18 protein-coding genes are annotated in these 21072 nt (G+C 66.4%); 10 read left to right on the plus strand and 8 right to left on the minus strand.

Going from position 1 to position 21072, the window contains the following annotated elements:
* Positions 1-23 precede the first annotated feature (23 nt).
* The 3 genes from QW863_RS26265 to QW863_RS26275 are packed head-to-tail and all read left to right on the plus strand — an operon-like array spanning position 24 to position 2265.
* Entirely contained in the window at positions 24-575 is a 552-nt protein-coding gene (locus tag QW863_RS26265) for an Mpo1-like protein (protein WP_315713406.1), read from the plus strand.
* The gene (locus tag QW863_RS26270) at positions 575-1600 is read left to right on the plus strand and encodes an NAD-dependent epimerase/dehydratase family protein (protein WP_315769136.1); all 1026 of its coding nucleotides are present in this window, start codon (positions 575-577) and stop codon (positions 1598-1600) included. Before QW863_RS26265 ends, QW863_RS26270 begins: the two co-directional genes overlap by 1 nt.
* Positions 1601-1641: 41 nt before the next feature.
* Complete coding sequence (locus tag QW863_RS26275) at positions 1642-2265, plus strand: isoprenylcysteine carboxylmethyltransferase family protein (protein ID WP_315752449.1); 624 nt, start codon at positions 1642-1644, stop codon at positions 2263-2265.
* Positions 2266-2270: 5 nt separating this feature from the next.
* On the opposite strand, the gene QW863_RS26280 is transcribed toward QW863_RS26275, so the two are convergent.
* Together QW863_RS26280 and QW863_RS26285 are read right to left on the minus strand one after the other, a co-directional pair.
* A complete protein-coding gene (locus tag QW863_RS26280) occupies positions 2271-3317 on the minus strand; it encodes an alpha/beta fold hydrolase (protein WP_315769138.1) in 1047 nt (348 codons plus the stop codon).
* A gap of 119 nt (positions 3318-3436) precedes the next feature.
* On the minus strand, positions 3437-4171 hold the full coding sequence (locus tag QW863_RS26285) for a hypothetical protein (RefSeq protein ID WP_409977968.1): 735 nt from the start codon (positions 4169-4171) through the stop codon (positions 3437-3439).
* A 289-nt stretch (positions 4172-4460) separates the two neighbouring features.
* Between QW863_RS26285 and QW863_RS26290 the strand changes: the two genes are divergently transcribed.
* The gene (locus QW863_RS26290) at positions 4461-5381 is read left to right on the plus strand and encodes an ABC transporter ATP-binding protein (RefSeq protein ID WP_315713410.1); all 921 of its coding nucleotides are present in this window, start codon (positions 4461-4463) and stop codon (positions 5379-5381) included.
* Complete coding sequence (locus tag QW863_RS26295; RefSeq protein WP_315713411.1) at positions 5378-6139, plus strand: ABC transporter permease; 762 nt, start codon at positions 5378-5380, stop codon at positions 6137-6139. The genes QW863_RS26290 and QW863_RS26295 overlap by 4 nt, the downstream gene beginning before the upstream one ends.
* A gap of 14 nt (positions 6140-6153) precedes the next feature.
* Here the strand turns inward: QW863_RS26295 and QW863_RS26300 are convergent, their stop codons facing one another.
* A complete protein-coding gene (locus tag QW863_RS26300; protein WP_315736808.1) occupies positions 6154-6504 on the minus strand; it encodes a hypothetical protein in 351 nt (116 codons plus the stop codon).
* A 317-nt stretch (positions 6505-6821) separates the two neighbouring features.
* On the opposite strand from QW863_RS26300, the gene QW863_RS26305 reads away from it, so the two are divergent.
* The gene (locus tag QW863_RS26305) at positions 6822-7610 is read left to right on the plus strand and encodes a L,D-transpeptidase (protein ID WP_315713413.1); all 789 of its coding nucleotides are present in this window, start codon (positions 6822-6824) and stop codon (positions 7608-7610) included.
* 53 nt (positions 7611-7663) lie between these two features.
* Here QW863_RS26305 and QW863_RS26310 read toward each other — a convergent pair whose 3' ends face one another.
* The 4 genes from QW863_RS26310 to QW863_RS26325 all read right to left on the minus strand — a co-directional run bounded on the left by QW863_RS26310 (position 7664) and on the right by QW863_RS26325 (position 13957).
* Positions 7664-8689 carry an ABC transporter permease gene (locus QW863_RS26310; protein WP_315752444.1) on the minus strand — a complete coding sequence of 342 codons (1026 nt, stop codon included), beginning with the start codon at positions 8687-8689 and terminating at the stop codon, positions 7664-7666.
* 12 nt (positions 8690-8701) lie between these two features.
* A complete protein-coding gene (locus QW863_RS26315) occupies positions 8702-10204 on the minus strand; it encodes a sugar ABC transporter ATP-binding protein (RefSeq protein ID WP_315769141.1) in 1503 nt (500 codons plus the stop codon).
* 13 nt (positions 10205-10217) lie between these two features.
* Positions 10218-11171 carry a sugar-binding protein gene (locus QW863_RS26320; protein WP_315713416.1) on the minus strand — a complete coding sequence of 318 codons (954 nt, stop codon included), beginning with the start codon at positions 11169-11171 and terminating at the stop codon, positions 10218-10220.
* A gap of 506 nt (positions 11172-11677) precedes the next feature.
* The gene (locus tag QW863_RS26325) at positions 11678-13957 is read right to left on the minus strand and encodes a fused MFS/spermidine synthase (RefSeq protein ID WP_315769143.1); all 2280 of its coding nucleotides are present in this window, start codon (positions 13955-13957) and stop codon (positions 11678-11680) included.
* A gap of 200 nt (positions 13958-14157) precedes the next feature.
* On the opposite strand from QW863_RS26325, the gene QW863_RS26330 reads away from it, so the two are divergent.
* Positions 14158-15759 (plus strand): NAD(P)/FAD-dependent oxidoreductase, encoded by a 1602-nt coding sequence (locus QW863_RS26330; protein WP_315769145.1) that lies wholly within the window; start codon positions 14158-14160, stop codon positions 15757-15759.
* A 175-nt stretch (positions 15760-15934) separates the two neighbouring features.
* Here QW863_RS26330 and QW863_RS26335 read toward each other — a convergent pair whose 3' ends face one another.
* A complete protein-coding gene (locus QW863_RS26335) occupies positions 15935-16099 on the minus strand; it encodes a Flp family type IVb pilin (RefSeq protein WP_315713419.1) in 165 nt (54 codons plus the stop codon).
* Between the two features lie 267 nt (positions 16100-16366).
* Between QW863_RS26335 and QW863_RS26340 the strand changes: the two genes are divergently transcribed.
* From QW863_RS26340 to QW863_RS26350, 3 genes are all read left to right on the plus strand, one after another.
* Positions 16367-17263, plus strand: coding sequence for a 50S ribosomal protein L11 methyltransferase (locus tag QW863_RS26340; protein ID WP_315713420.1), 897 nt, complete (start codon positions 16367-16369; stop codon positions 17261-17263).
* A gap of 511 nt (positions 17264-17774) precedes the next feature.
* Positions 17775-19598: an aminopeptidase P family protein gene (locus QW863_RS26345; protein ID WP_315713422.1), complete on the plus strand. Its 1824-nt coding sequence runs from the start codon at positions 17775-17777 to the stop codon at positions 19596-19598.
* A gap of 120 nt (positions 19599-19718) precedes the next feature.
* Positions 19719-20996 carry a multidrug effflux MFS transporter gene (locus QW863_RS26350; protein ID WP_315769148.1) on the plus strand — a complete coding sequence of 426 codons (1278 nt, stop codon included), beginning with the start codon at positions 19719-19721 and terminating at the stop codon, positions 20994-20996.
* The last annotated feature ends 76 nt before the right edge of the window (positions 20997-21072 follow it).

Consider the following 21072-nt stretch of genomic DNA (forward strand, 5'->3'; position numbering starts at 1 on the left):
TCTCATTGACGAGCGAGCCAGCCATGAACGCCATGTTCCGACGCCAGATGGTCGACTACGTCGAATACCATCGCGATCCGCGCAACGGCCTGATGCATGTGTTCGGGATCATCCTGTTGTTCCTGGGCGCCGTGCTGCCCCTGAGCTTGTGGCATTTCGACGCGTTCGGCATCCGGATCGGCCTCGGCGCCGTGCTGGCGCTGCCCGTCCTGCTCTACTGGCTGCTGCTCGATGCCGCACTCGGGGCCGGCATCCTGGCCTTCGCCGTGCTGTTCCTTGCTGCGGCCATGATGATCGCCGATCACGTCCATGGCGTCGCCTTCTGGGCGCTGTTTGCCGCGCTCATCATCTTCGGCTTTGTCTCGCAGGCCGTGGGCCACAAGGTGTTCGAGCGCAACAATCCATCTCTGCTGGATCATCCGGCGCATCTCTTTCTCGGTCCGATGTTCGTGATGGCGAAATTGTACATGGCGTTGGGTCTGCGGCCTTCGGTGGCCGACCTCATCGCGCCGGACTGGTCGCCGGATCGGCTCGCATCGGACCGGCTTCAAGGCGATCAGCACTCGCGCCCCTAATGAAAGTCCTCGTCACCGGCGGCAGCGGTTTCATCGGCCATCACCTCGTCTCTGCGCTCACGACGCGGGGCGCGGAGGTGCGTGTGCTCGATATTCGCTGCCCCAGCCACATGATCGCTGACGTCGAGTACATCGAAGGCTCGGTGCTCGATGCGGGCCTGGTGAAGCGGGCGGTCGCCGGCGTCGATCAGGTCTATCATCTGGCTGGACTGCCCGGCATGTGGATGCCGGACCGCGAGGACTTCTACCGCGTCAATTGCGTGGGCACGGAGACGGTGCTGGCGGCGGCGCGCGCCGGCCGGGTGCGCCGGTTCCTGCACTGTTCGACCGAATCCATCCTGTTCGACTATCCCGGCTCGACCGGCGCCGCATCGGCACCGACCGCACCGCCGGCCGAGGCGATGCCGGGCGCCTATACGCGCTCCAAGGCGCTGGCGGAGGCCCGCGCCATGGCCGCCGCGGCGGACGGCTTCCCCGTCGTGGTGGGCACGCCGACAATGCCGATCGGGCCGCACGACAGCAACCTGACACCGCCCTCGCAGATGCTGCGGCACTTCCTGGACAGCCGGCTCCAGCTCTATCTCGACTTCGTCGTCAACCTGGTCGACGTCCGCGACGTCGCGGACGGCCTGATCCTGGCGATGGAGCGCGGCAAGGTCGGCGGCCGCTACGTGTTCGGCGGCGAGAGCCTGCGTCTCAGCCGCATCCTCGATCTCATGGCGGCGATCAGCGGCCGCAAGCATGTCGCGGTCGCCGTGCCCGGCCGGCTGGCCGAGCTGTCGGCGGGCATGCTCGAGCTCGTCTCCGATCACCTCACCAAGCGCTGCCCGTCCGGCACCGCCGAGGGGGTGCGGATCGCCCGCGCGGCCTCGGATCTGTCAATCGACAGGGCCAAACGCGAGCTCGGCTACGTCCCGCGCCCGATCGAGCCGACCTTGCGCGAGACGATCGCCTTTCTGCTCGGTTCCGAGCCGGGAAAGCGGCTCGACGGTAAACAACACCCTTTTCGCACCGCGGCCGAATAGCTAAGAGCAGCCGGTCCCAGGTCTCATAACGGTTCCAACACATGTCCGGCGATGCCAGCCCCATCTCGTCGTTTGCGTTCAGCGGATGGACCACCACCTGGCCCACCTCGCTGCTGGCCATCATCTGGCTGATCTGGCTCGCGAGCTGGGTCGGCGCCTCGTTCTGGTCGGGGCAGACCCGCAAGCATGTGACGGTGATCAAGACCAGCCGCTATCACGCGCTGATCGTGCTCGGCGGCATCCTGTTCACGCCGTGGACCTCGCGCCTGCTCGGCGAGAAGCCGTTCTGGACACCCGGTGAGACCGGCGTCTACCTGCTGACCGTCGTCACCCTGGCCGGCATCGCCTTCACCTGGTGGGCGCGCATCCATCTCGGCCGTTTCTGGTCCAACGCGATCACCCACAAGGAAGGCCACAAGGTCATCGACACCGGCCCCTACGGCATGGTCCGTCACCCCATCTATACCGGGCTGATCCTCGGCATGATCGCCACCGGCATCGCGGTGGGCACGGTGACCGCCGTGCTGGGCGCCGTCCTGATCTCGCTCGGGATGGCCTGGAAGGCGAAGATGGAAGAGGTCTTCCTCGCGCAGGAGCTCGGGCCGGATTACGTCACCTACCGGCAGCGCGTGCCGATGATCATTCCGTTCCTGCCGCCGGGCTAGAGCGCTCAGCGCCTGGCCTGGGCTTCCGAAGGCGGCTGCGGCGACTGGTTTGCCGCCTGCGGCAGCAGGTGTCGCGGCAGGATGATGCGCTGGCCGGGGACCAGCGGCTGGGTGGCGAGGCCGCGGTTGGATTGCTGGAGCGCCCAGAGCGGAACGTGATAATTGGTGGCGATCTGGTCCAGGGTCTCGCCCGGCCGTACCGCCAGAGCAGTGCCGCTGTCCCACAGCTCCACGGAGGCTTTCGGCGGCACCAAGTAGCGCAGCGGCACCGGGTCCGCGTCGGCGGTCGCCGAGGTCTGCGACAATTGGCTGATCATGGTGACCAATTGGGCGTGCACGTCCTCCATCTTGTCGATGTTGATGTGCGTGACCTCATCATGATCCTTCATGTCGAAGCTGGCGTAGTGACCGCGAAAGCCGGGCTCCGGCTTGACGTCGCCGCCGCCGAGAATGTTGTCGGACAGGAACAGGTTGATGAAGCGCTGCACGTTGGGCGGCACGCTCTTGGTCGCATGCGCCGGATCGACGGTGACGACGAGGGCAACCGGGATGTTCTGCTCCTGCAGCGTGATCGCGATGCGGACGCTGCACAGCCCGCCCATCGAATGGCCGATCAGCACGATCGGCCCCGGCTCCTGGCGGTAGTTCTTGGCCACCTGGAGCGCGATCAGGTCGCACAGCGTGAATTCATAGACACTGGCCCGGTAGCCGGCCTGCTCGATCTTTTCGGCCAGACGATCCATCCCGGTCGAGAACAGCGGCCCGAGCGCGCCGCGGAACAGGTACACCCGCGGCGGCGGCAGCGGCTGGCTGATCTCGGGCGGCGCAGTGGGTACGGCGCGGATCGCTGCGGGGGTTGCTGCCGGGGATGCCTTGGCGGATCTGGTCGGCGCGGGGGCGGACGCAGCGCCGGGCTGGGCGGCCCGCGAGATGCTTGGGGCGGCAAGTCCCGCGAGCAAAGGTGCGGTGACGAGGATCGCGAGCAGTCTCCTGCCGGCAGCCACCTTGGCTGGACCGAGCCACCGCCTCGCGATTCGCGCCACGCTGGTCATTCGCGCTCCCGGGAAAGCTCTCGGCTGAGATCAAGCAGGGTCATGTCCCCCCTGCCATACCGTTTGTCGCCGCCGAATGGGAGCATTTTGGGGCGCGCGCCCAGTGGCGCGGCCGCCGATTACCGGTAGCCGGTCACGTTGGCCGCGCGCTGCGGCGCGGCCATGCGCGTCGGCGGCGCCGCCGCCGGGCGGCCGCGGCCGCCGAACACCACGCCATCGATGGCACCGATCACCTTCTGCTGCATGATCTGGTTCTTCTCGATCGTGACGTGGCCGACACCGGGAACCGACTGGACGTCGACATTCTCGAGCTTGCCGCGGAAGCCGTCGTCGCGGCGGACCGGCTCGCCGGCACCGCTGGCGATGTAGAAATTGATGTAGCGCTCGGCGTTGCCGCCGACGAGCTTGGTCTTGAACACCGAATCGAGCCCGATCGCGAGCTTCACCGGCACGCCGAGCTGGCCGAGCTTGTTGATCATGTCCGGCAGCGCGGTCGCGCCCGAGGAATGGCCCACCAGGATGATGGTCTTGATCCGGCCGGCGCGATAGGCGGCCGCCGCTTCGTCGGCGAGCGACGACCACGACACGAAATTGGCGACCGTGTTCGGAATGCCCTGCGAATCCAGCTTGGCGGCGATGTCGTCGAGCCCGAGCGAGAAGATGTTGAGCACGCCGCGCAGCAGATAGACATGCGTGGTGCTGGCGGCGCTTGCGGCCGCCGGGCTCGGTGCCGCCCGGACCGATCCGGTGCCGAGCGGCAGAGCCAGCGCAACGGCCAGCGCCACCATGCCAAAGCAGCGCGCCGAGAGGCTGCGCTTGAAGGTGGGTCGAACGGTGCTGGCGCGTGCCGTCATCGGTCCTTCTCCGCGGCGGAAATGTCGAGACGGCGCGACCGTACCCAAGATGCTCGCGGACGCAACATCGTCGGACATCGCAAGGCGGCGTTCCTCCTCAGACGTGGCTGAGCGGCAACACTCAGCCATATCGGCCACGGAAAAGCCCAACAAGCGACATGATCGAGGGCGGCGCGCACGATTGCGCGAACGCATCGCCGTCCCTATCTGAGCGCTTCGCCTGCGCCTGCGCCCCCTCCTCCGCGCAGCTCCCCCGCTCTTTTCGAATCCCTCGCATCGAATCCCCGTGATGGCTCCCGTCATTTCCGTTACCGGCCTGTCGAAGACCTATTCCTCGGGCTTCACCTCGCTCAACAATGTCGATCTCGCGATCGAGCGGGGCGAGATCTTCGCGCTGCTCGGGCCCAACGGCGCGGGCAAGACGACGCTGATCAGCATCATCTGCGGCATCGTCAACGCGTCCGCGGGCAAGGTCGCGGTCGGCGGCCACGACATCAACCGCGACTACCGTGCCGCACGGGCGCTGATCGGGCTGGTGCCGCAGGAGCTGCACACCGATTCGTTCGAGACCGTATGGGCCACGGTCAGCTTCAGCCGGGGGCTGTTCGGCAAGCCGAAGAACCCCGCCCTGATCGAGAAGATCCTCAAGGACCTGTCGCTCTGGGACAAGAAGGACGCCAAGATCATCACGCTCTCCGGCGGCATGAAGCGCCGCGTGATGATCGCGAAGGCGCTGTCGCACGAGCCGCAGGTGCTGTTCCTGGACGAGCCGACCGCGGGCGTCGACGTCGAGCTGCGCAAGGGCATGTGGGACGTCGTGCGCGAGCTGAAGGCCGCCGGCGTCACCATCATTCTCACCACGCACTACATCGAGGAAGCCGAGGAGATGGCCGATCGCGTCGGCGTCATCAACAAGGGCGAGATCGTGCTGGTCGAGGACAAGGCCAAGCTGATGGCGAAGCTCGGCCGGAAGCGGCTGAGCCTGCATCTGCAGCACCGGATCGAGACCATCCCCGAGACGCTCGCGCCCTATCAACTGGCGCTGTCGGACGACGGCTGGCGGCTCGCCTATGACTACGATACCAAGGGCGAGCGCACCGGCATCACCAGCCTGCTCGGCGATCTCAGGACCGCCGGCATCCGCTTCGTCGATCTCGAGACCAAGCAATCATCCCTTGAAGACATCTTCGTGAGCCTGGTGCGGCAATGAATTTTCGCGCGGTCGCCGCAATCTACAAGTTCGAAATGGCGCGCACCTGGCGCACGCTGCTGCAGAGCATCGTGTCGCCCGTCGTGTCCACGTCGCTCTACTTCGTCGTGTTCGGCGCCGCGATCGGCTCGCGCATCAGCCACGTCGAGGGCGTCAGCTACGGCACCTTCATCGTGCCCGGCCTCGTGATGCTGTCGGTGCTGACCCAGAGCATCTCCAACGCCTCGTTCGGGATCTACTTCCCGAAATTCATCGGCACGATCTACGAGATCCTCTCGGCGCCGATCTCGCATTTCGAGATCGTGCTCGGCTATGTCGGTGCGGCCGCGACGAAATCCATCATTCTCGGGCTGATCATCCTCGCGACCGCCGGGCTGTTCGTGCCGCTGCACATCCAGCACCCGGTGTGGATGCTGTCATTCCTGGTGCTGACGGCCGTGACCTTCAGCCTGTTCGGCTTCATCATCGGCATCTGGGCCGACGGCTTCGAGAAGCTGCAGATGGTCCCGATGCTGGTAGTGACGCCGCTCACGTTCCTCGGCGGCAGCTTCTACTCGGTCAACATGCTGCCGCCGACCTGGCATTCGATCGCGCTGCTCAACCCGGTGGTCTACCTGATCTCGGGCTTTCGCTGGAGCTTCTACGAGATCGCCGACGTCAGGGTGGAAATCAGCGTCGGCGTGACGCTGCTGTTCCTGGCGATCTGCATGACCATCATCTGGTGGATCTTCAAGACGGGCTACCGGCTCAAGCATTGAGCCGGCGCCTCAACTCAGCGGTAGCAGTGGAAGCGGCCGTAGCCGTCGCGGTATCCCCGGCAGTGATAGTGCCGGTGGTAATAGGAGCGGTGCGGAATGCCGAGCACGCCTTCGACGGCGCCCACGGCTCCGCCGACGCCGGCACCGACCGCGCCGCCGACGACGCCGCCCACCGGACCGGCGATACGGTTGCCTTCGTGCGCCCCTTCATGGGCGCCACGGATGATGCCCTGGGCATGGGCGAATTGCGGCAGCGCCAGCCAGGCCAGCGCCAGGATGACCAGCGCGAGCGCAGCCAGCAGGTAGGTCAGCTTCTGCGGCGCGCGATCATCGAGCACCGCCGTCTTGGCCTTCATCGTCAACATTTTGAGTCCTGGGAACCGCATGGGGGAATCCTTGAAACGCGGATGCGGCCAAAAAGTTGCGCGGTCGTGACGAATTGCACCGATTAGAGAGGTCCCAAAACGCCGGAATGAAAGACCATCCGCGGTCGCGAAAATGTCAGCGCCGATGAACGCGGGGAGCCTTTGTCCTGGTCCTGCCCGACATTAAGGTTGAGGTTGCCCTCGGCTGGAACAAAGCCGGCAATTCCGACATAGTGCAGGTCGAGGCGATGACCTGGGCGTTAAAGTCCCGTTTTGAGGTCTCTCCACAGTCGAGGGCCCTGGAGGCCAGAGGTTAGATGCGTACCATCCTTTTTGCAGTTGCCGGCTTCGCCTTTCTGTCGGCCACGCCGGCTCTGGCCAAGATCGACATCACGGTCGACAAGAACAGCCAGATCATGACGGTCGCCGTCGATGGCGTCGAGCGCTATCGATGGCCAGTCTCGACCGGCATTCCCTCACGGGAAACGCCGAATGGCTCGTTCCGCGCCTTCCGCATGGAGGCCGATCATTTTTCCAAGGAATTCGACGACGCACCGATGCCGCATTCGATCTTCTTCACGAAGGTCGGTCACGCGATTCACGGCACGGATTCGGAGGGCCGACTCGGCACCCCCGCGTCTCACGGCTGCGTCCGGCTGTCGAAGGCGAATGCCACGACGCTCTACGACCTGGTGCAAAAGGACGGCGTGCTGAACACCACGGTGACGCTGACCGGATCGGCCGAGGTGGCGCTGGCGCGCAATCCACGCCGCGGCACCGCTGTTGCCCGCCGCGACGTGCCGCAGCAGTATGACGACAGCGGCGAGCCGGTCGTGCTGACGCCGCAGCCACAGATGCTGCCCGGACGCCAGGTCGTTCCGCAGCAGCGGCCCGATGACGGCTACATCTATCCCGCCGACGGCAGCGACAACGGCGTGCGTTATCCGGCGCCGCGCGGCACGGCCCGGCGCGTCTATGACGCCCAGGCCTATCCGCAGCAGCAGCAGTACGATTACCAAAACGGCAATCCGAGCTACGCGCAGCCGCGCTATTACCAGCCGCGCTCTTATTATCAGCCGCGCGGCTACTACACCTATCAGGACTGATCGCGCATTGATCCTCGCGGCCGGGCGCTGTTACGCAGCGCATCGGCGCCTCCTCACTCGGCGTTGACCCGCTCGAGCGAGGCGGACGCACGATCGGCGCTGGCCTGCCCGCGGGCCGTCGGCATGCGCGCGCGCCGCTGCACGAAATACTGATCGGCCAGCACGCCGATCAGGATCACCGTGCCCATCACGGCGAAATTGAGCGAGCTCGGGATGCCCAGCAGATTGACCAGGTTCTGCAGCATCTGCAGCAGGATTGTGCCGAGCACGACGCCGATGACCGAGCCCTCGCCGCCGCGCAGCGAACAGCCCCCGAGCACCGCTGCGGCGATCGCATAGAGCTCGTAGAACGAGCCGTGTACCGCCGGCGAGATCGAGCGGGTGTACATCGCCAGCAGGACCGCGGCGAGCGCCGTCAGGGCGCCGCAGATCACATAGGCCGCGATCGTCACCCGATCGGACCGGATGCCGGAGTAGCGCGCCGCCTCCTCGTTCTTGCCGACTGCGTAGAAATAGCGGCCGTACACCGACCGGTGCAGCACCAGCCAGGCGATGCCGGCCACGATGGCGAGCGCCACGACGCTATGCGGCAGTGGAAAGCCGAGGACATCGGTGCGGCCGGCGGCCAACCATTCCAGCGCCGGGAAGCTCGCGCCGTAGCCGAAGCCGGCCGTGGCATCCTCGGTGTAATAACGGGCCGCGCCGCGATAGATCAAAAGTCCGCACAGGGTCACCACGAAGGGCTGGATGCGCATCTTGGTCACCAGCGTGCCGTGGACCATGCCGATGGCGACGCCGCCGGCGAGGATGAGGAACAAGGCGGCGACCCAATCGACGTCCCGGTTGACGATGAGGTCGATGAACAGCACGCCGAGCAACGCGATCACCGAGCCCACGGCGAGCTCGATGCCGCCAACGATGATGACGAAGGCCTCGGCGATCGAGAAGATTCCGAACATGCCGACCTGGTTGGCGGTATTGGAGAGGTTGCCGACCAGCAGGAAGCGCGGGTTGATGAAGGCGACGACGGCGCCGACCACCAGGATCAGGATCAGCAGGCTGAGATCTTTTTTCTGCACGGGCGCCCTCGCTCAGACGGTATGGCCGACGGCGAGCTGAAGCACGTTGTGCTCGCTGAACTCGTTGCGGGCCAGGAAGCCCGAAATCATGCCTTCATGCATCACGGCGATCCGGTCGCTCACCCCGATCACCTCCTCCATGTCGCTCGAGATCATCAGGATCGCGACGCCGGAATCCGCCAGCCGCCGCAGCATGTCGTAGATCTCCTGCTTGGCGCCGACATCGATGCCCCGGGTCGGCTCGTCGAAGATCAAGACCTTTGGCCGCATCGACAGCCATTTGGCGAGCACGACCTTCTGCTGGTTGCCGCCGGACAAGGTGCCGACCGAGACCTTGACGTCGGACGCCCGGATCTTGAGCCGTTCGCGCTGCCGGTCGGCATTCTCGGTCTCACGCCTGATGTCGACAAGTCCAAAGCTGAGATAGGAGGCGAGATCCGGCAGCGAGATGTTCTCGGCGATCGACAGGTCGAGCAGCAGGCCGCAGGCCTTGCGGTCTTCCGGAATGAGATAGATGCCGCGATCGATCGCCGCGCGCGGCGTCGAGATGCGGATCGGCTCGCCCTCCAGGCTGATGCGCCCGGCCAGCAGCGGCTCGACGCCGAAGATGCCGCGCGCGAGCTCGGTGCGGCCGGAGCCGACGAGACCTGCAAGCCCGAGGATCTCGCCGCGCCGGAGCTGCAGGCTGACGGCCTGGTTGGGATAGGTCGCGGTCACGGCCTCCACCACGTCGAGCACGGCATCGCCGGGCGGCGCGGCCGGCGGCACGTAGAGTGACCGCAGGTCCCGGCCGATCATCAGCCGGATCATCGCGGCAGGACTGAGCTCGTCCCGCGTGAGCGCGCCAACCATGCGGCCGTCGCGCAGCACGATCGCGCGATCGGCGCATTGCATGACTTCGTTCAAGCGATGCGTGATGAAGATGACGCTGACCCCGCCCGCCTTCAGGCCGGCGATGACCTGCATCAGCCGCTCGGTTTCCGACAGCGTCAGGCTGGAGGTCGGCTCGTCCATGATCACGCAGCGCGCATCGAGCGACAAAGCCTTCATGATCTCGACCAGCTGGCGCTGCGCCAAAGACAGCTCGGCAAGCGGCGTCTCCGGCTCGAAATCGGCCCCGAGGCGCGCGATCAGCGGGCGCACCCTGGCTCGCAGCGTCGCCCGGTCGATCAGCCGCAGCGGACCGCCATAGACCGGCTCGCGGCCGATGAAGACGTTGCCTGCGACATCGAGATTGTCGAACAGGTTCAGCTCCTGGTGGACGAAGGCGATGCCGGACGCGATCGCGTCCGCCACCGTGTAGCTGGTCCGCGCCGCGCCATCGATCCGGATCGTGCCGCTGCTCGGCTCGACGACGCCGCCGAGCACGCGCATCAAGGTCGACTTGCCGGCGCCGTTCTCGCCGACCAGGGCGATCACCTCGCCGGGCGCGACCGACAGGCTGGCGTGGTCGAGCGCGACCACGCCAGGATAGGTCTTGCCGATGTCGATCAGCTCGAGGAAGGGCTCGCGCACGCCGGCCGTCGCGCTACTTCTTCAGCATCTGCTTCATCTGCGCCATGAAGTCGTCGACGTTCGACTTCTCGATCACCTTGCCGGGCACGATGATGATGCCGTTCGCCGGCACGCCCGACTTGTCGCCCTCAACGACCTTCGCCATCAGCTTCATGCCCTGATAGCCCCACTCGAACGGCTGCTGCACGACGGTGCCCTCGATCGCGCCGTCCTTGACGCCGCCGAGCGTGATCGGATCCTCGTCGAAGCCGATGATCTTGATCTTGCCGAGCTTGCCGGCCTCCTTCAGCACCTCATAGATGCGCGGGGTGTTGTAGGAATAGAAGCCGACCAGGCAGCTCACGTCCGGCATCGCTGCCAGGATGTCCTCGACATTGCGCTTGGCCCGGGTCTGGTCGATCTCGTCGCCGCGCACGTCGACCAGTTCGACCTTCGATCCCTTGATGGTCTCCTTCACGCCTTCGATGCGCTCGCGAGCGTTGTCAGCCCCGAGCAGGCCGACGAAGCCGACACATTTGCCGCCGTTCGGGAGCGCCTTCAGCATCAGCTTGCCGGCATCCTTGCCGAGCTCGGTATTGGAGGAGCCGATATAGGCGATGCGTTTGGATTGCGGGGCGTCGCTGTCGGTGGTGAAGAGCACCGTCTGTGCGGCAATCTTGTTCAGGTGCTCAGTCTGGTTCTTCGGATCGACGGCGCTCACCATGATTCCGGCGGCCCCGGCCGCGACGAGGTCATCCAGCATCCGCTGCTGCACGGCGGCTGCCGCCTGCTCGGGATATTTGAGCTGCAGGTTGTAATTGGGCAGTTCGCCCTGCGCCTTCTTCACGCCGGCCTCGGCGATCTTCCAGAAGTCGGAGGCACCGTTGACGACGAAGGCGAGGACCTTCTTGTCCGCGGCTCCCGCGGAACCGAGACCGAGCGCCATCGACAACAAGGCAGACGCACCGGCAATCCAAAGACGCTTCATTGAACCCCTCCCATGTGAAGCCGGCCTGCTTTGATGCGGCCGGCATTTGGTAGTCGAACGATATCTAGTCGCGAACAGTCGTCTCTCGTCCGAACCGCTGGCTCCGCCCGGACGAACAGCACCTCGATCTGGACAGCGTCCGCGCGATCGTTCGCTCAGGGCAAGACGACCAGACCGGTCCCTCACCGCTCAGTTTGCGATCCAGCTCGACTGCGCGTGCGTGCCCCAACCCACCCATTCGAAGACGCGCAAAGTACCGACCTCAAATGAGGGGCGCACCTCAAGGTAGCATGGTCATGACGGGCACGCAACAGAGGCCCGCGCAGAAAGCGCGAAACCACTGCGTTTTGCGATGCGGCACAGCAAAGTCGGCGATCAGACGCTCGAGAAATCGATGCGGCAATGCAACCGAGGCCCGCCGCTGACGAGGCGCGCACCTCTTTGGGCGCAGAAACCATCATCACGGCGATCCAGGCCCGGCGACGTCGAACGGCGGCAGTGCCCTGTTACTCGCCGTCGCGAAGCCGCCGATACACCGCGCCGAGAATGTTCGAATAATCGTCGGTCCAGACCCGTTCGCCGTCGGTCGGCTCAGTTTCGGTCCACTTGTCCGAGGAGGCCAGCTTGCCGACGTCGGCGTCCTCGCGCGCGCTGATGACGACGTCGGTGGAGAAGATGTACTCGTCGTCGCGGCCGGAGTCCTCGTTGTAGACCCAGCTCTTCAGGTCGTTGGCGTCGGCGATGCCGACAACGACGCTCTCCAGCTCCAGATGCCGATTGGAGACGTGCATCACGACGGCGCCCTGCGGCGCCAGCTTCGCCTTGTAGATCGCCATCGCCTCCTCCGTCGCCAGATGGATCGGAATCGCATCCGAGGAATAGGCGTCGACGATGATCAGATCGTAGGCGCCGTCCGGCTCCTTGGCAAAGGTCAGCCGGGCATCGCCGATGACGGGCTTGATGTCCGGCGCGCAGTTCCTGATGTAGCTGAAATATTTCGTGTCGCTGGCGGTGTCGACCATGGTCTGATCGATCTCGAAGAATTTCCAGCTCTCGCCAGGCTCGGCTGCGCATGTGAGCGTGCCGGCGCCGACGCCGATGACGGCGACCTTGAGCGGCGCGCCCTTGCGCTCCCGGATCGCGGTGATGGCGCGGCCGATGCCGCCGTCCTTGTGATAGTAGGTGATCGGCTCGGGCCGCCCCGTCACCTTGGAGCCATCGGCGTTGAGATATTTCTGCGCGCCGTGAATGGTCGTGCCGTGCATCAGCACGTGGTAGTGCCCGTCCGATGTCACCACGATCTTGTGCACGCCGAAGAAGCTGCGCACCGTCTCGACGCGGCCGTCATCGGCCGGATAGGCGCGGATCAGGACGAGCGCGAGCGCGGCCGTCGCGAACACCTTCCAGCGGCCACCGTTCAGCAGCAGAGCGAGCAGCGCTGCGAGCACGCCCACGGCGCCCGCGACATAGACGCGGTGGTCCTCGAGATAGGTCGTGACCTTGCCGGTCATGCCGGCGGGCACCAGCAGCGCGACGGCGATGACCGCGAGCGGGAGCCAGTACCAGCGCGTGATCCCGGGCAAGCGCTCGTTGGCCGCGGGCCGGCACAGCGCCGCCAGCGCCAGCAGGATCGGATATTCGGCAACCCATGAGAAGGTGAAGGGGGCGATCAAGCCGGCGAACAGGCCGCCGACCATGCCACCGAACGACAGCGCGACATAGAAGCCGGTGAGATATTTGGCCGGCGGGCGGGTGCGCGCGAGCTCGCCATGGCAGGCCATGGCGATGATGAAGAAGCAGAGCTGGTGACCGCCGAGCGTGAGCGCGAGATTCTGCTCGCCGCCGAAGGCGAGCAGCACGACGACGCCGGCGATCGCCAGCGGCTGCAGCGCCAGCATCCATTTGTGCGGCAGCAGCGGCCGCGACTGGAACACCAGCACCCAGGTCAGCAGATAGAGCGACAGCGGCAGCACCCACAGCAAGGGGGCGGCCGCGACGTCGGTGGAGATGTGCGCGGTCACCGCGATCAGCAGGCCGGAGGGCACCGCGGCCAGGAAGATCCAGCGTAGGCGCAGCAGCCAGCGTGGCGCCGGCGCATGGCTGTCGCCGGTGTGCAACAGGCTCGTGACGATCACGGGCGACCGCAGCAGCAGGACGCCGCAGCCGGCGATCAGCGCGATCAGGAGGCCATAGCCACCGGTCCAGATCAGGTTCTGCATGCGCAGGCTGAAGATCGGCTCGATCAGCAGAGGATAGGACAGCAGCGCCAGAAAGCTGCCGATGTTCGACGACGCATAGAGGAAATACGGGTCGGGCGCGGCCGGATGACCCGTGCGCACGAACCACGCCTGCAGCAGCGGATTGTTGGCGGCGAGCGCGAAGAACGGCAGGCCGATCGACACGGTGAACAGGCCGAGCAGCCACAGCCCGTAGCCCGAGGTCGGCGGATCGCCCCAGCTACTCGCGATCGACAGCGGCAAGCCCAGGATGGCGAAACCGAGCAGCAGCAGATGAATCGCGATCGGCAGCACCCGGCTGCGGAGCTGGGTGAGAAAATGCGCATAGGCGTAGCCCGCCAGCAGCAGGGTCTGGAAGAACACCATCGCCACCGACCACACCGCCGGCGAGCCGCCGAGTCGCGGCAGCACCATCTTGGTGAACAGCGGCTGCACCGAGAACAACAGCAGCGCGCTGACGAAAATGGCGGCGGTATAGACGACGAGCACCAGCCGGTTGCGTGCGGCGGAGGGCTGAGCGACGACGGCGGGCGAGGCGATTGAGGTCATGACAACTCCGGCAGCAGCGCGGCCGGCATCAGATGCCGAGGCCGGACCGCGATGAGCAGACGAGACATAGCGGATCGCAGGGCGGTATGGCGAGCAGCTGAGGCAAAATGGAGTTTTCCTTGACGTCGCAGCCTTCCGGCGCGACAGCACCAGCCGAGGTTCCCGGTGCGGGCCATTAAACAGGACTTCTTGAAGCTGACATGAATGAAACCGACGTCATCATCATCGGCGCGGGCCACAACGGCCTGACCTGTGCGGCCTATCTCGCGATGGCGGGCCTGCGCGTGCATGTGGTCGAGCGTCGCAAGGTGGTCGGCGGCGCCGCGGTGACCGAGGAGTTTCATCCGGGCTTCCGCAACTCCGTCGCGTCCTACACGGTGAGCCTGCTCAATCCGCGCGTCATCTCCGACCTGAAGCTGCACGAGCACGGGCTCGAGATCGTCGAGCGCCGGGCGCAGAACTTCCTGCCCTCGCCGGACGGTCGCTATCTGCTGACGGGCGAGGGTCGCACGCTGGCTTCGGTTGCGCGGCTGAGCCACCGCGACGCCGACGCGATCGCCCCGTTCTCGGCCCGGCTCGAGGCGATCGCGGACGTGCTGCGCAGCCTCGTGCTCCGGGCGCCACCGAATCTGGCCGCCCAGTTCGGGCTGTCGGCGATCCGCGAGGCGTTCAACGCGCTCGGCACCGCCAACACCCTGCGCGCACTGTCGCTGGAGCAGCAGCGCGACCTGCTCGACCTTTTCACGCGCTCGGCCGGCGAGATGCTCGACGAGATCTTCGAGACCGACCTGGTGAAGGCGCTGTTCGGCTTCGATGCCATCGTCGGCAACTATGCCAGCCCCTACGCTGCCGGCTCGGCCTATGTGATGCTGCATCACGCCTTCGGCGAGGTGAACGGCAAGAAGGGCGTCTGGGGCCATGCGATCGGCGGGATGGGCGCGATCACGCAGGCGATGGCCGGGTGCCTGAAAGAGCTGGGAACGTTGGTCGAGGTCGAGACCGGCGTGCGCGAGGTGATCGTCGAGCGCGACCGCGCGGTCGGCATCGTGCTCGAGGATGGCCGCACCATCCGCGCCCGCCATGTCGTCGCCAACGTGAACCCGAAGCTGCTGTATACGCGCCTGGTGCCGGCCGGTGCCGTGCCCGAGCCGTTCCTGAGCCGCATCCGGAACTGGCGCTGCGGTTCGGGCACGTTCCGCATGAACGTGGCGCTCGACCGGCTGCCCTCGTTCAGCGCGCTGCCGGGCGACGGCGACCATCTGTCCGCGGGAATCATCCTTGGCCCGAGCCTCGGCTACATGGACCAGGCCTATCTCGACGCGCGGGCGCATGGCTGGAGCCGCGATCCCGTGGTCGAACTGCTGATCCCCTCCACGCTCGACCCGACGCTGGCGCCCGCGGGCCGGCACGTCGCCAGCCTGTTCTGCCAGCATGTCGCACCCGAGCTGCCGGACGGCCGCTCCTGGGACAATCATCGCGACGAGGTCGCCGACCTGATGATCGCGACCGTCGACCGCTATGCGCCGGGCTTTGCGGCCAGCGTGCTCGGCCGGCAGGTGCTGTCACCGCTCGACCTCGAACGCCAGTTCGGGCTGATCGGTGGCGACATCTTCCACGGCGCGCTGACCTTGAACCAGTTGTTCTCGGCCCGCCCCATGCTCGGTCACGCCGACTATCGCTCGCCGCTGAAGGGGCTCTACCATTGCGGCTCGGGCAGCCACCCCGGTGGCGGCGTCACCGGCGCCCCCGGCCACAATGCGGCCCAGGCGATCCTGGCGGACCATCGCGCGTTGTTCGGCTGAGGATAAGGGGTGGAAAGGCGCGGCACACCCCTGTGGACAAGCGGTGGATCAACCGCCAAAGAAGCAGTGCACGGCCGTGTGGATATGCTGTGGACCCGGCGTTCGATACGCCCTCTCAAGAGCAGAAAAACCGGGCGCTGAGGCCCGGTTCTTCGAGGACGCCGCGGCGGTCGGATTACTTCAGCGACGTGTTGATCGATTCGAACTTGCTGCTGAGCGAGCTGCCCAGGCCGTTGACGGCGGCAATGATCGCCAGCGAGATGCCCGCTGCAATCAGGCCGTATTCGATGGCGGTGGCGCCGGATTCATCACGCAAGAACTTCGACAGAATGGACTTCATCTGAACCTCGTTTCCCAACCCAGGAACCGAGGATCATCCGGTTCCCATGACGGGAAAATTAGGGGCCAGGACCCTAAAGTCGGGATAATGCCCCCAGTTCAAGTTGCAGAGATTCTTCGCTGCAATTGAACCTCAACTTTTATTCGGATCAGGAAAGGCATTATACAACCGCCGGATGTGCAGATCCGGCCGCATTGCGGCCCTATCGCTTGCGTTGGCAGGCAATTCCCTTAACCACGCCGTCAAATCTCGCCAGGATCCACCTTGATGACCTCAACGACCACGCCCGCCACCCACAAGGCCAGCTTCACGGTTGCCGATGAAGCGACCGCCCGCCCGGCGGTCGACGTCCTGACCGAGGTGTTCTTCGAGGGCGACGCGGCGGTGGCGGCGTTCGAGCGTCCGGACGGGCGCTGGGACGTCACGGTTCATTTTGCCGACCCGCCCGACCAGGCGCTGGTGCGCGAGTTGGTCGGCGGGGCGGCAGGCTCCGACGTGGCCCAGACCCTGGCGTTCGAGGTCGTCGAGGCCAAGGACTGGGTCAAGGCCAGCCTGGACGACCTTGTTCCGGTGCCGGCCGGCCGTTTCATGGTCCATGGCAGCCATGACCGGCAGCGGGTGCCCGGCAACAAGCTCGGGATCGAGATCGAGGCGGCGCTCGCCTTCGGCACCGGCCACCACGGCACCACCCGCGGCTGCCTGCTGCTGCTCGATCACGTGCTCAAGACGCACGCGCCGCGACGGGTGCTCGACCTCGGCACCGGAACCGGCGTGCTCGCCATCGCCGCCGCCAAGGCGACGCACCGGTCCGTGCTGGCGAGCGACATCGATGCGCCCTCGGTCATGGTGGCGCGGGAGAACGCCCGGCTCAACGGCGCAGGCCCCCTGGTCCGGGTCATCCGCGCCACCGGCTTCGCCGCCCCGGACTTTGCCCGGTGCGGCCCATTCGACCTGGTGCTGGCGAATATCCTGGCCAACCCGCTGCGCCAGCTGGCCGCGCCGATGCTGCGCCACCTCGCGCCTGGAGCCTTCGTGATCCTGTCGGGCCTGTTGACCCCGCAGGCACGCGCCGTCCGCGCCGCCTATCGCGCTCGCGGCCTGGTTCCGATCCGGCATTTGAGAATCGAGGGGTGGAGCAGCCTGTTGCTGCAGAAGCAGCAGTGAGGCAGTCAGCTCACGGCGTGGATCGAACCTGCACGCTAACCTTCACGCCGGTGCGGCAAGCTCGCGACTACGTCTTCGGCTGGCTCTGCTGGGAGGTGGAGTCGGACTGATTACGCGAGGCACGTCGACCGCGCGGCGCAACGAGACGATTGACGAGATCGGCCAGCGCGCTGCGCGGCTTCTCGGCCGGTGCGGACGCAGGTCCGCTTGGCGCGGGCGCCGATAGTTTTTCGAAGGTAAAAGCAGGCATCGTGCATCCCCTCGCCGTTGAGTTGAGGCACTCCCCGGATCATGCGACCGACCGCGGATGATCTTTACGATCGCGGTCGTCACGTCCATACGTTTCCTCGCCGCACCTCTTTCGGATGACTGGCATGCGACAGCAAATCTTTTTGCACAGGCGAATGCAAGGAGATTCTTCGTGCACTGCACTGTCTGCTGAAGGAGTATTCGTCGCCGACGCGGCAAGATCCACTTCTGCGGCAGGATCCACTTCTAAAGTATGAGACCGATGTTCGAAGCTCTGTTCCAGACGTTCGAAGAACCCGAAACCGGCGTGGCGCTGACCGCGCGGCTGGCCGCGCTCCGCGAAGAGCTGGCCAGCCGCAAGCTCACCGGATTCATCGTGCCGCGCGCCGACCAGCAGCAGAACGAATATGTGCCGCCATCGGAGGAAAGGCTGGCATGGCTGACCGGCTTCACCGGCTCGGCCGGCCTCGCGATCGTGCTGCCGCAGGCAGCCGCGATCTTCGTCGACGGCCGCTATACGCTGCAGGCCGGCAAGCAGGTCGACGGCAAGGCCTGGATGGTGGAATCGCTGATCGAGCCGCCGCCCGAGAGTTGGCTGACGCGACACCTGCAGAGCGGTGACCGCGTCGGCTTCGATCCGTGGCTGCATACGACGGCCGCGGCCGAACGTCTGGCCGCCGCTTGCGCCAAGGCGGGCGCGGAGCTGGTGCCGGTCGAGCGCAACCCGGTCGACAGCATCTGGACCGAACGGCCGCTGCCGCCGCTCGGCGCCGTCTCCATCCACGGCGCGGAATTGTCCGGCGAGAGCGAGGCGGACAAGCTCGGCCGGATCCGCCTGGAGATCGAGCGCCTCGGGGTCGAGGCGCTGGTGCTGTCCGATTCCCACAACGTCGCCTGGACCTTCAACATCCGCGGCGCCGACGTCTCGCACACGCCGCTGCCGCTGTCCTATGCGCTGGTGCCGAAGGCCGGACGTCCGACGATCTTCATCGATTCCCGGAAGCTCTCGAACCTGACGCGCGATCATCTCGAGCAGAGCGCTGATGTGGCGGAGCCGGACACGCTGACACTGCGCCTGAGCGAGCTCGCACAATCCGGCGCAGCCATCGCGCTCGACAGCGCCACGGCCGCCGATGCCCTGACGCGGCTGATCCAGGGCGCCGGCGGCAAGGCGGTGCGCGGCGCCGATCCGGTCAGCCTGCTCAAGGCCGCCAAGAACGCGGTGGAGATCGAGGGTACGCGGCGCGCCCATCAGCGCGATGCGGTGGCGCTGGCGCGCTTTCTCGCCTTCATCGATCGCGAGGCGCCGAAGGGCACGTTGACCGAGATCGATGCGGTCGAGGCGCTGGAGAGCTTTCGCCGCGACACCGGCGCACTCAGGGACGTCTCGTTCCCGACCATCTCGGGCACCGGTCCCAACGGCGCCATCGTGCATTATCGCGTCACCCGCAAGAGCAACCGCCGCATCATGCCGGGTGATCTGCTGCTGATCGATTCCGGCGCGCAATATCAGGACGGCACCACTGACGTCACCCGCACGATCGCCGTGGGCGCGCCGACCGAGGAGATGCGCGACCGCTTCACCCGCGTGCTGCGCGGCCACCTCGCAATCGCACGCGCGATCTTCCCCGACGGCACCACCGGTGCGCAGCTCGACACCCTGGCGCGGCAGTTCCTGTGGCAGGCGGGCATCGATTTCGAGCACGGCACCGGCCACGGCGTCGGCAGCTATCTGTCCGTACACGAGGGGCCCGCGCGCATCTCGAAGCTCGGCACGACGCCACTGAAGCGCGGCATGATCTTGTCCAACGAGCCCGGCTACTACAAGACCGACGCCTTCGGCATCCGCATCGAGAACCTCGAGCTCGTTGTGGCGAAGGACGTCGCGGGCGCGGAGAAGCCGATGAACGGCTTCGAGGCGCTGACCCTGGCGCCGATCGACCGCCGCCTGATCGATGTCGTCATGCTGACCGCCGAGGAACGGGCATGGCTCGACGCCTATCATGCCCGGGTCAGGGAAACCGTCCGTGCAGCGCTCGACGACAGCGACCAGCGCTGGCTCGATCAGGCGACTGCGCCACTGTAGTCATCCGGACTGTCCAGCTACGAACTGTCCCGCTGCCCGCATGGGCGCATGCCGAAACAGGCATTTCCGCGAAGCGGAAGGCCGCTACAGTCGGGGCGTTCACCCGATTTGAGCGGCATCATGCATGGAATGATCAGCAGACCGCCTGGGGCGGCGCCACCGCGCGCCGCTCCCTCGCGCACGCTGCTGGTCCTGCTGGTCGTGATGACCGGCCTGGCGCCGATCTCGCTATACCTGCTGGTGCCGGCCCTGCCGATGCTCGCGACCACGTTCGGGCGCGACGCCTCCGTGGTGCAGATGACGGTGTCGTTCTACATGGCCGGCATCGCGATCTCGCAGCTGCTGCTCGGGCCGCTGTCGGACCGCTTCGGCCGCCGCCCCGTGATGCTCGCAGGGCTCGCGCTGTCGATCGTCGCGAGCGTCAGCTGCATCTTCGCCGACACCCTGCCCCAGCTGATCGCGGCGCGCTTCTTCCAGGCGCTCGGCGGCGCCAGCGGCATGGTGATCAGCCGCGCCATCATCCGCGATCTCTATCCGCGCGAGCGCATCGGGGCGATGATCAGCCTCGTCGTCGCGGTCATGATGATCGCGCAGATGCTGTCGCCGCTGACCGGCGGCCTGATCGAGATCGCGTTCGGCTGGCACGCCATCTTCTACGTCGTCGCCGCGCTGTCGATCGTGATCGCGATCGCCGTGACCATGGCGCTGCCGGAGACCCGCCCTGCCCGCGTCGAAGACGCGAGCTTCCGCCGCGACGTCGCCATGCTGGTGAAGAGCCGCGCCTTCCTCGGCTATATGCTGTGCCAGGTGCTGGCCTCGCAGATCATCTTCGCCTTCGCCGGCGGCGGGCCGTATATCGTCGAGGTGCAGATGGGCCGCTCCTCGGCCGAGTATGGCGCGTGGTTTGCGACCACCGGCTTCGCCTATTTCGTCGGCAACCTGTTCTGCGTGCGCTACGCGCCGCGCCATTCGCTCGATCGGCTGATCTGGTTCGGACTGGGGCTGCAGCTCACCAGCGCCGCGCTGAACTTCACGTGGAGCCTGTTCGGCTTCAACCAGGTGCCTTCGGTGCTGTTCGGCACGCAGATGCTGCTGATGTTCGCCAATGCCGCCGTGATGGCGAACTCCGCCGCCGGCGCCATCAGCGTCCGGCCGGGCGCGGCGGGCACCGCCTCCGGCGCGATGGGCTTCCTGCAGATGGGCGTGGGCGCGCTGACATCGCAGCTCGGCGCCTGGCTCGGCGGCCATTTCAGCAGCACGCTGCCGCTGACATCAGCGATGCTCACCCTGTCCCTCGCCTGCGCCTGCAGCATGATCTTCCTGGTCCCGCGCACGCAGATGAAGGTGACGAAGGAGCTGATCGAGACGGCGGAAGAGGACGAAGCCGGGGTAATGTGAGGGAGGCGCGTGAGCGACCGCACGACCGCGCGTCACTCTCGGCGTCATACCCGCGCAGGCGGGTAATCCAGCAGGC

This window comes from Bradyrhizobium sp. SZCCHNR1017 (assembly GCF_032381375.1).
Lineage (GTDB): Bacteria > Pseudomonadota > Alphaproteobacteria > Rhizobiales > Xanthobacteraceae > Bradyrhizobium.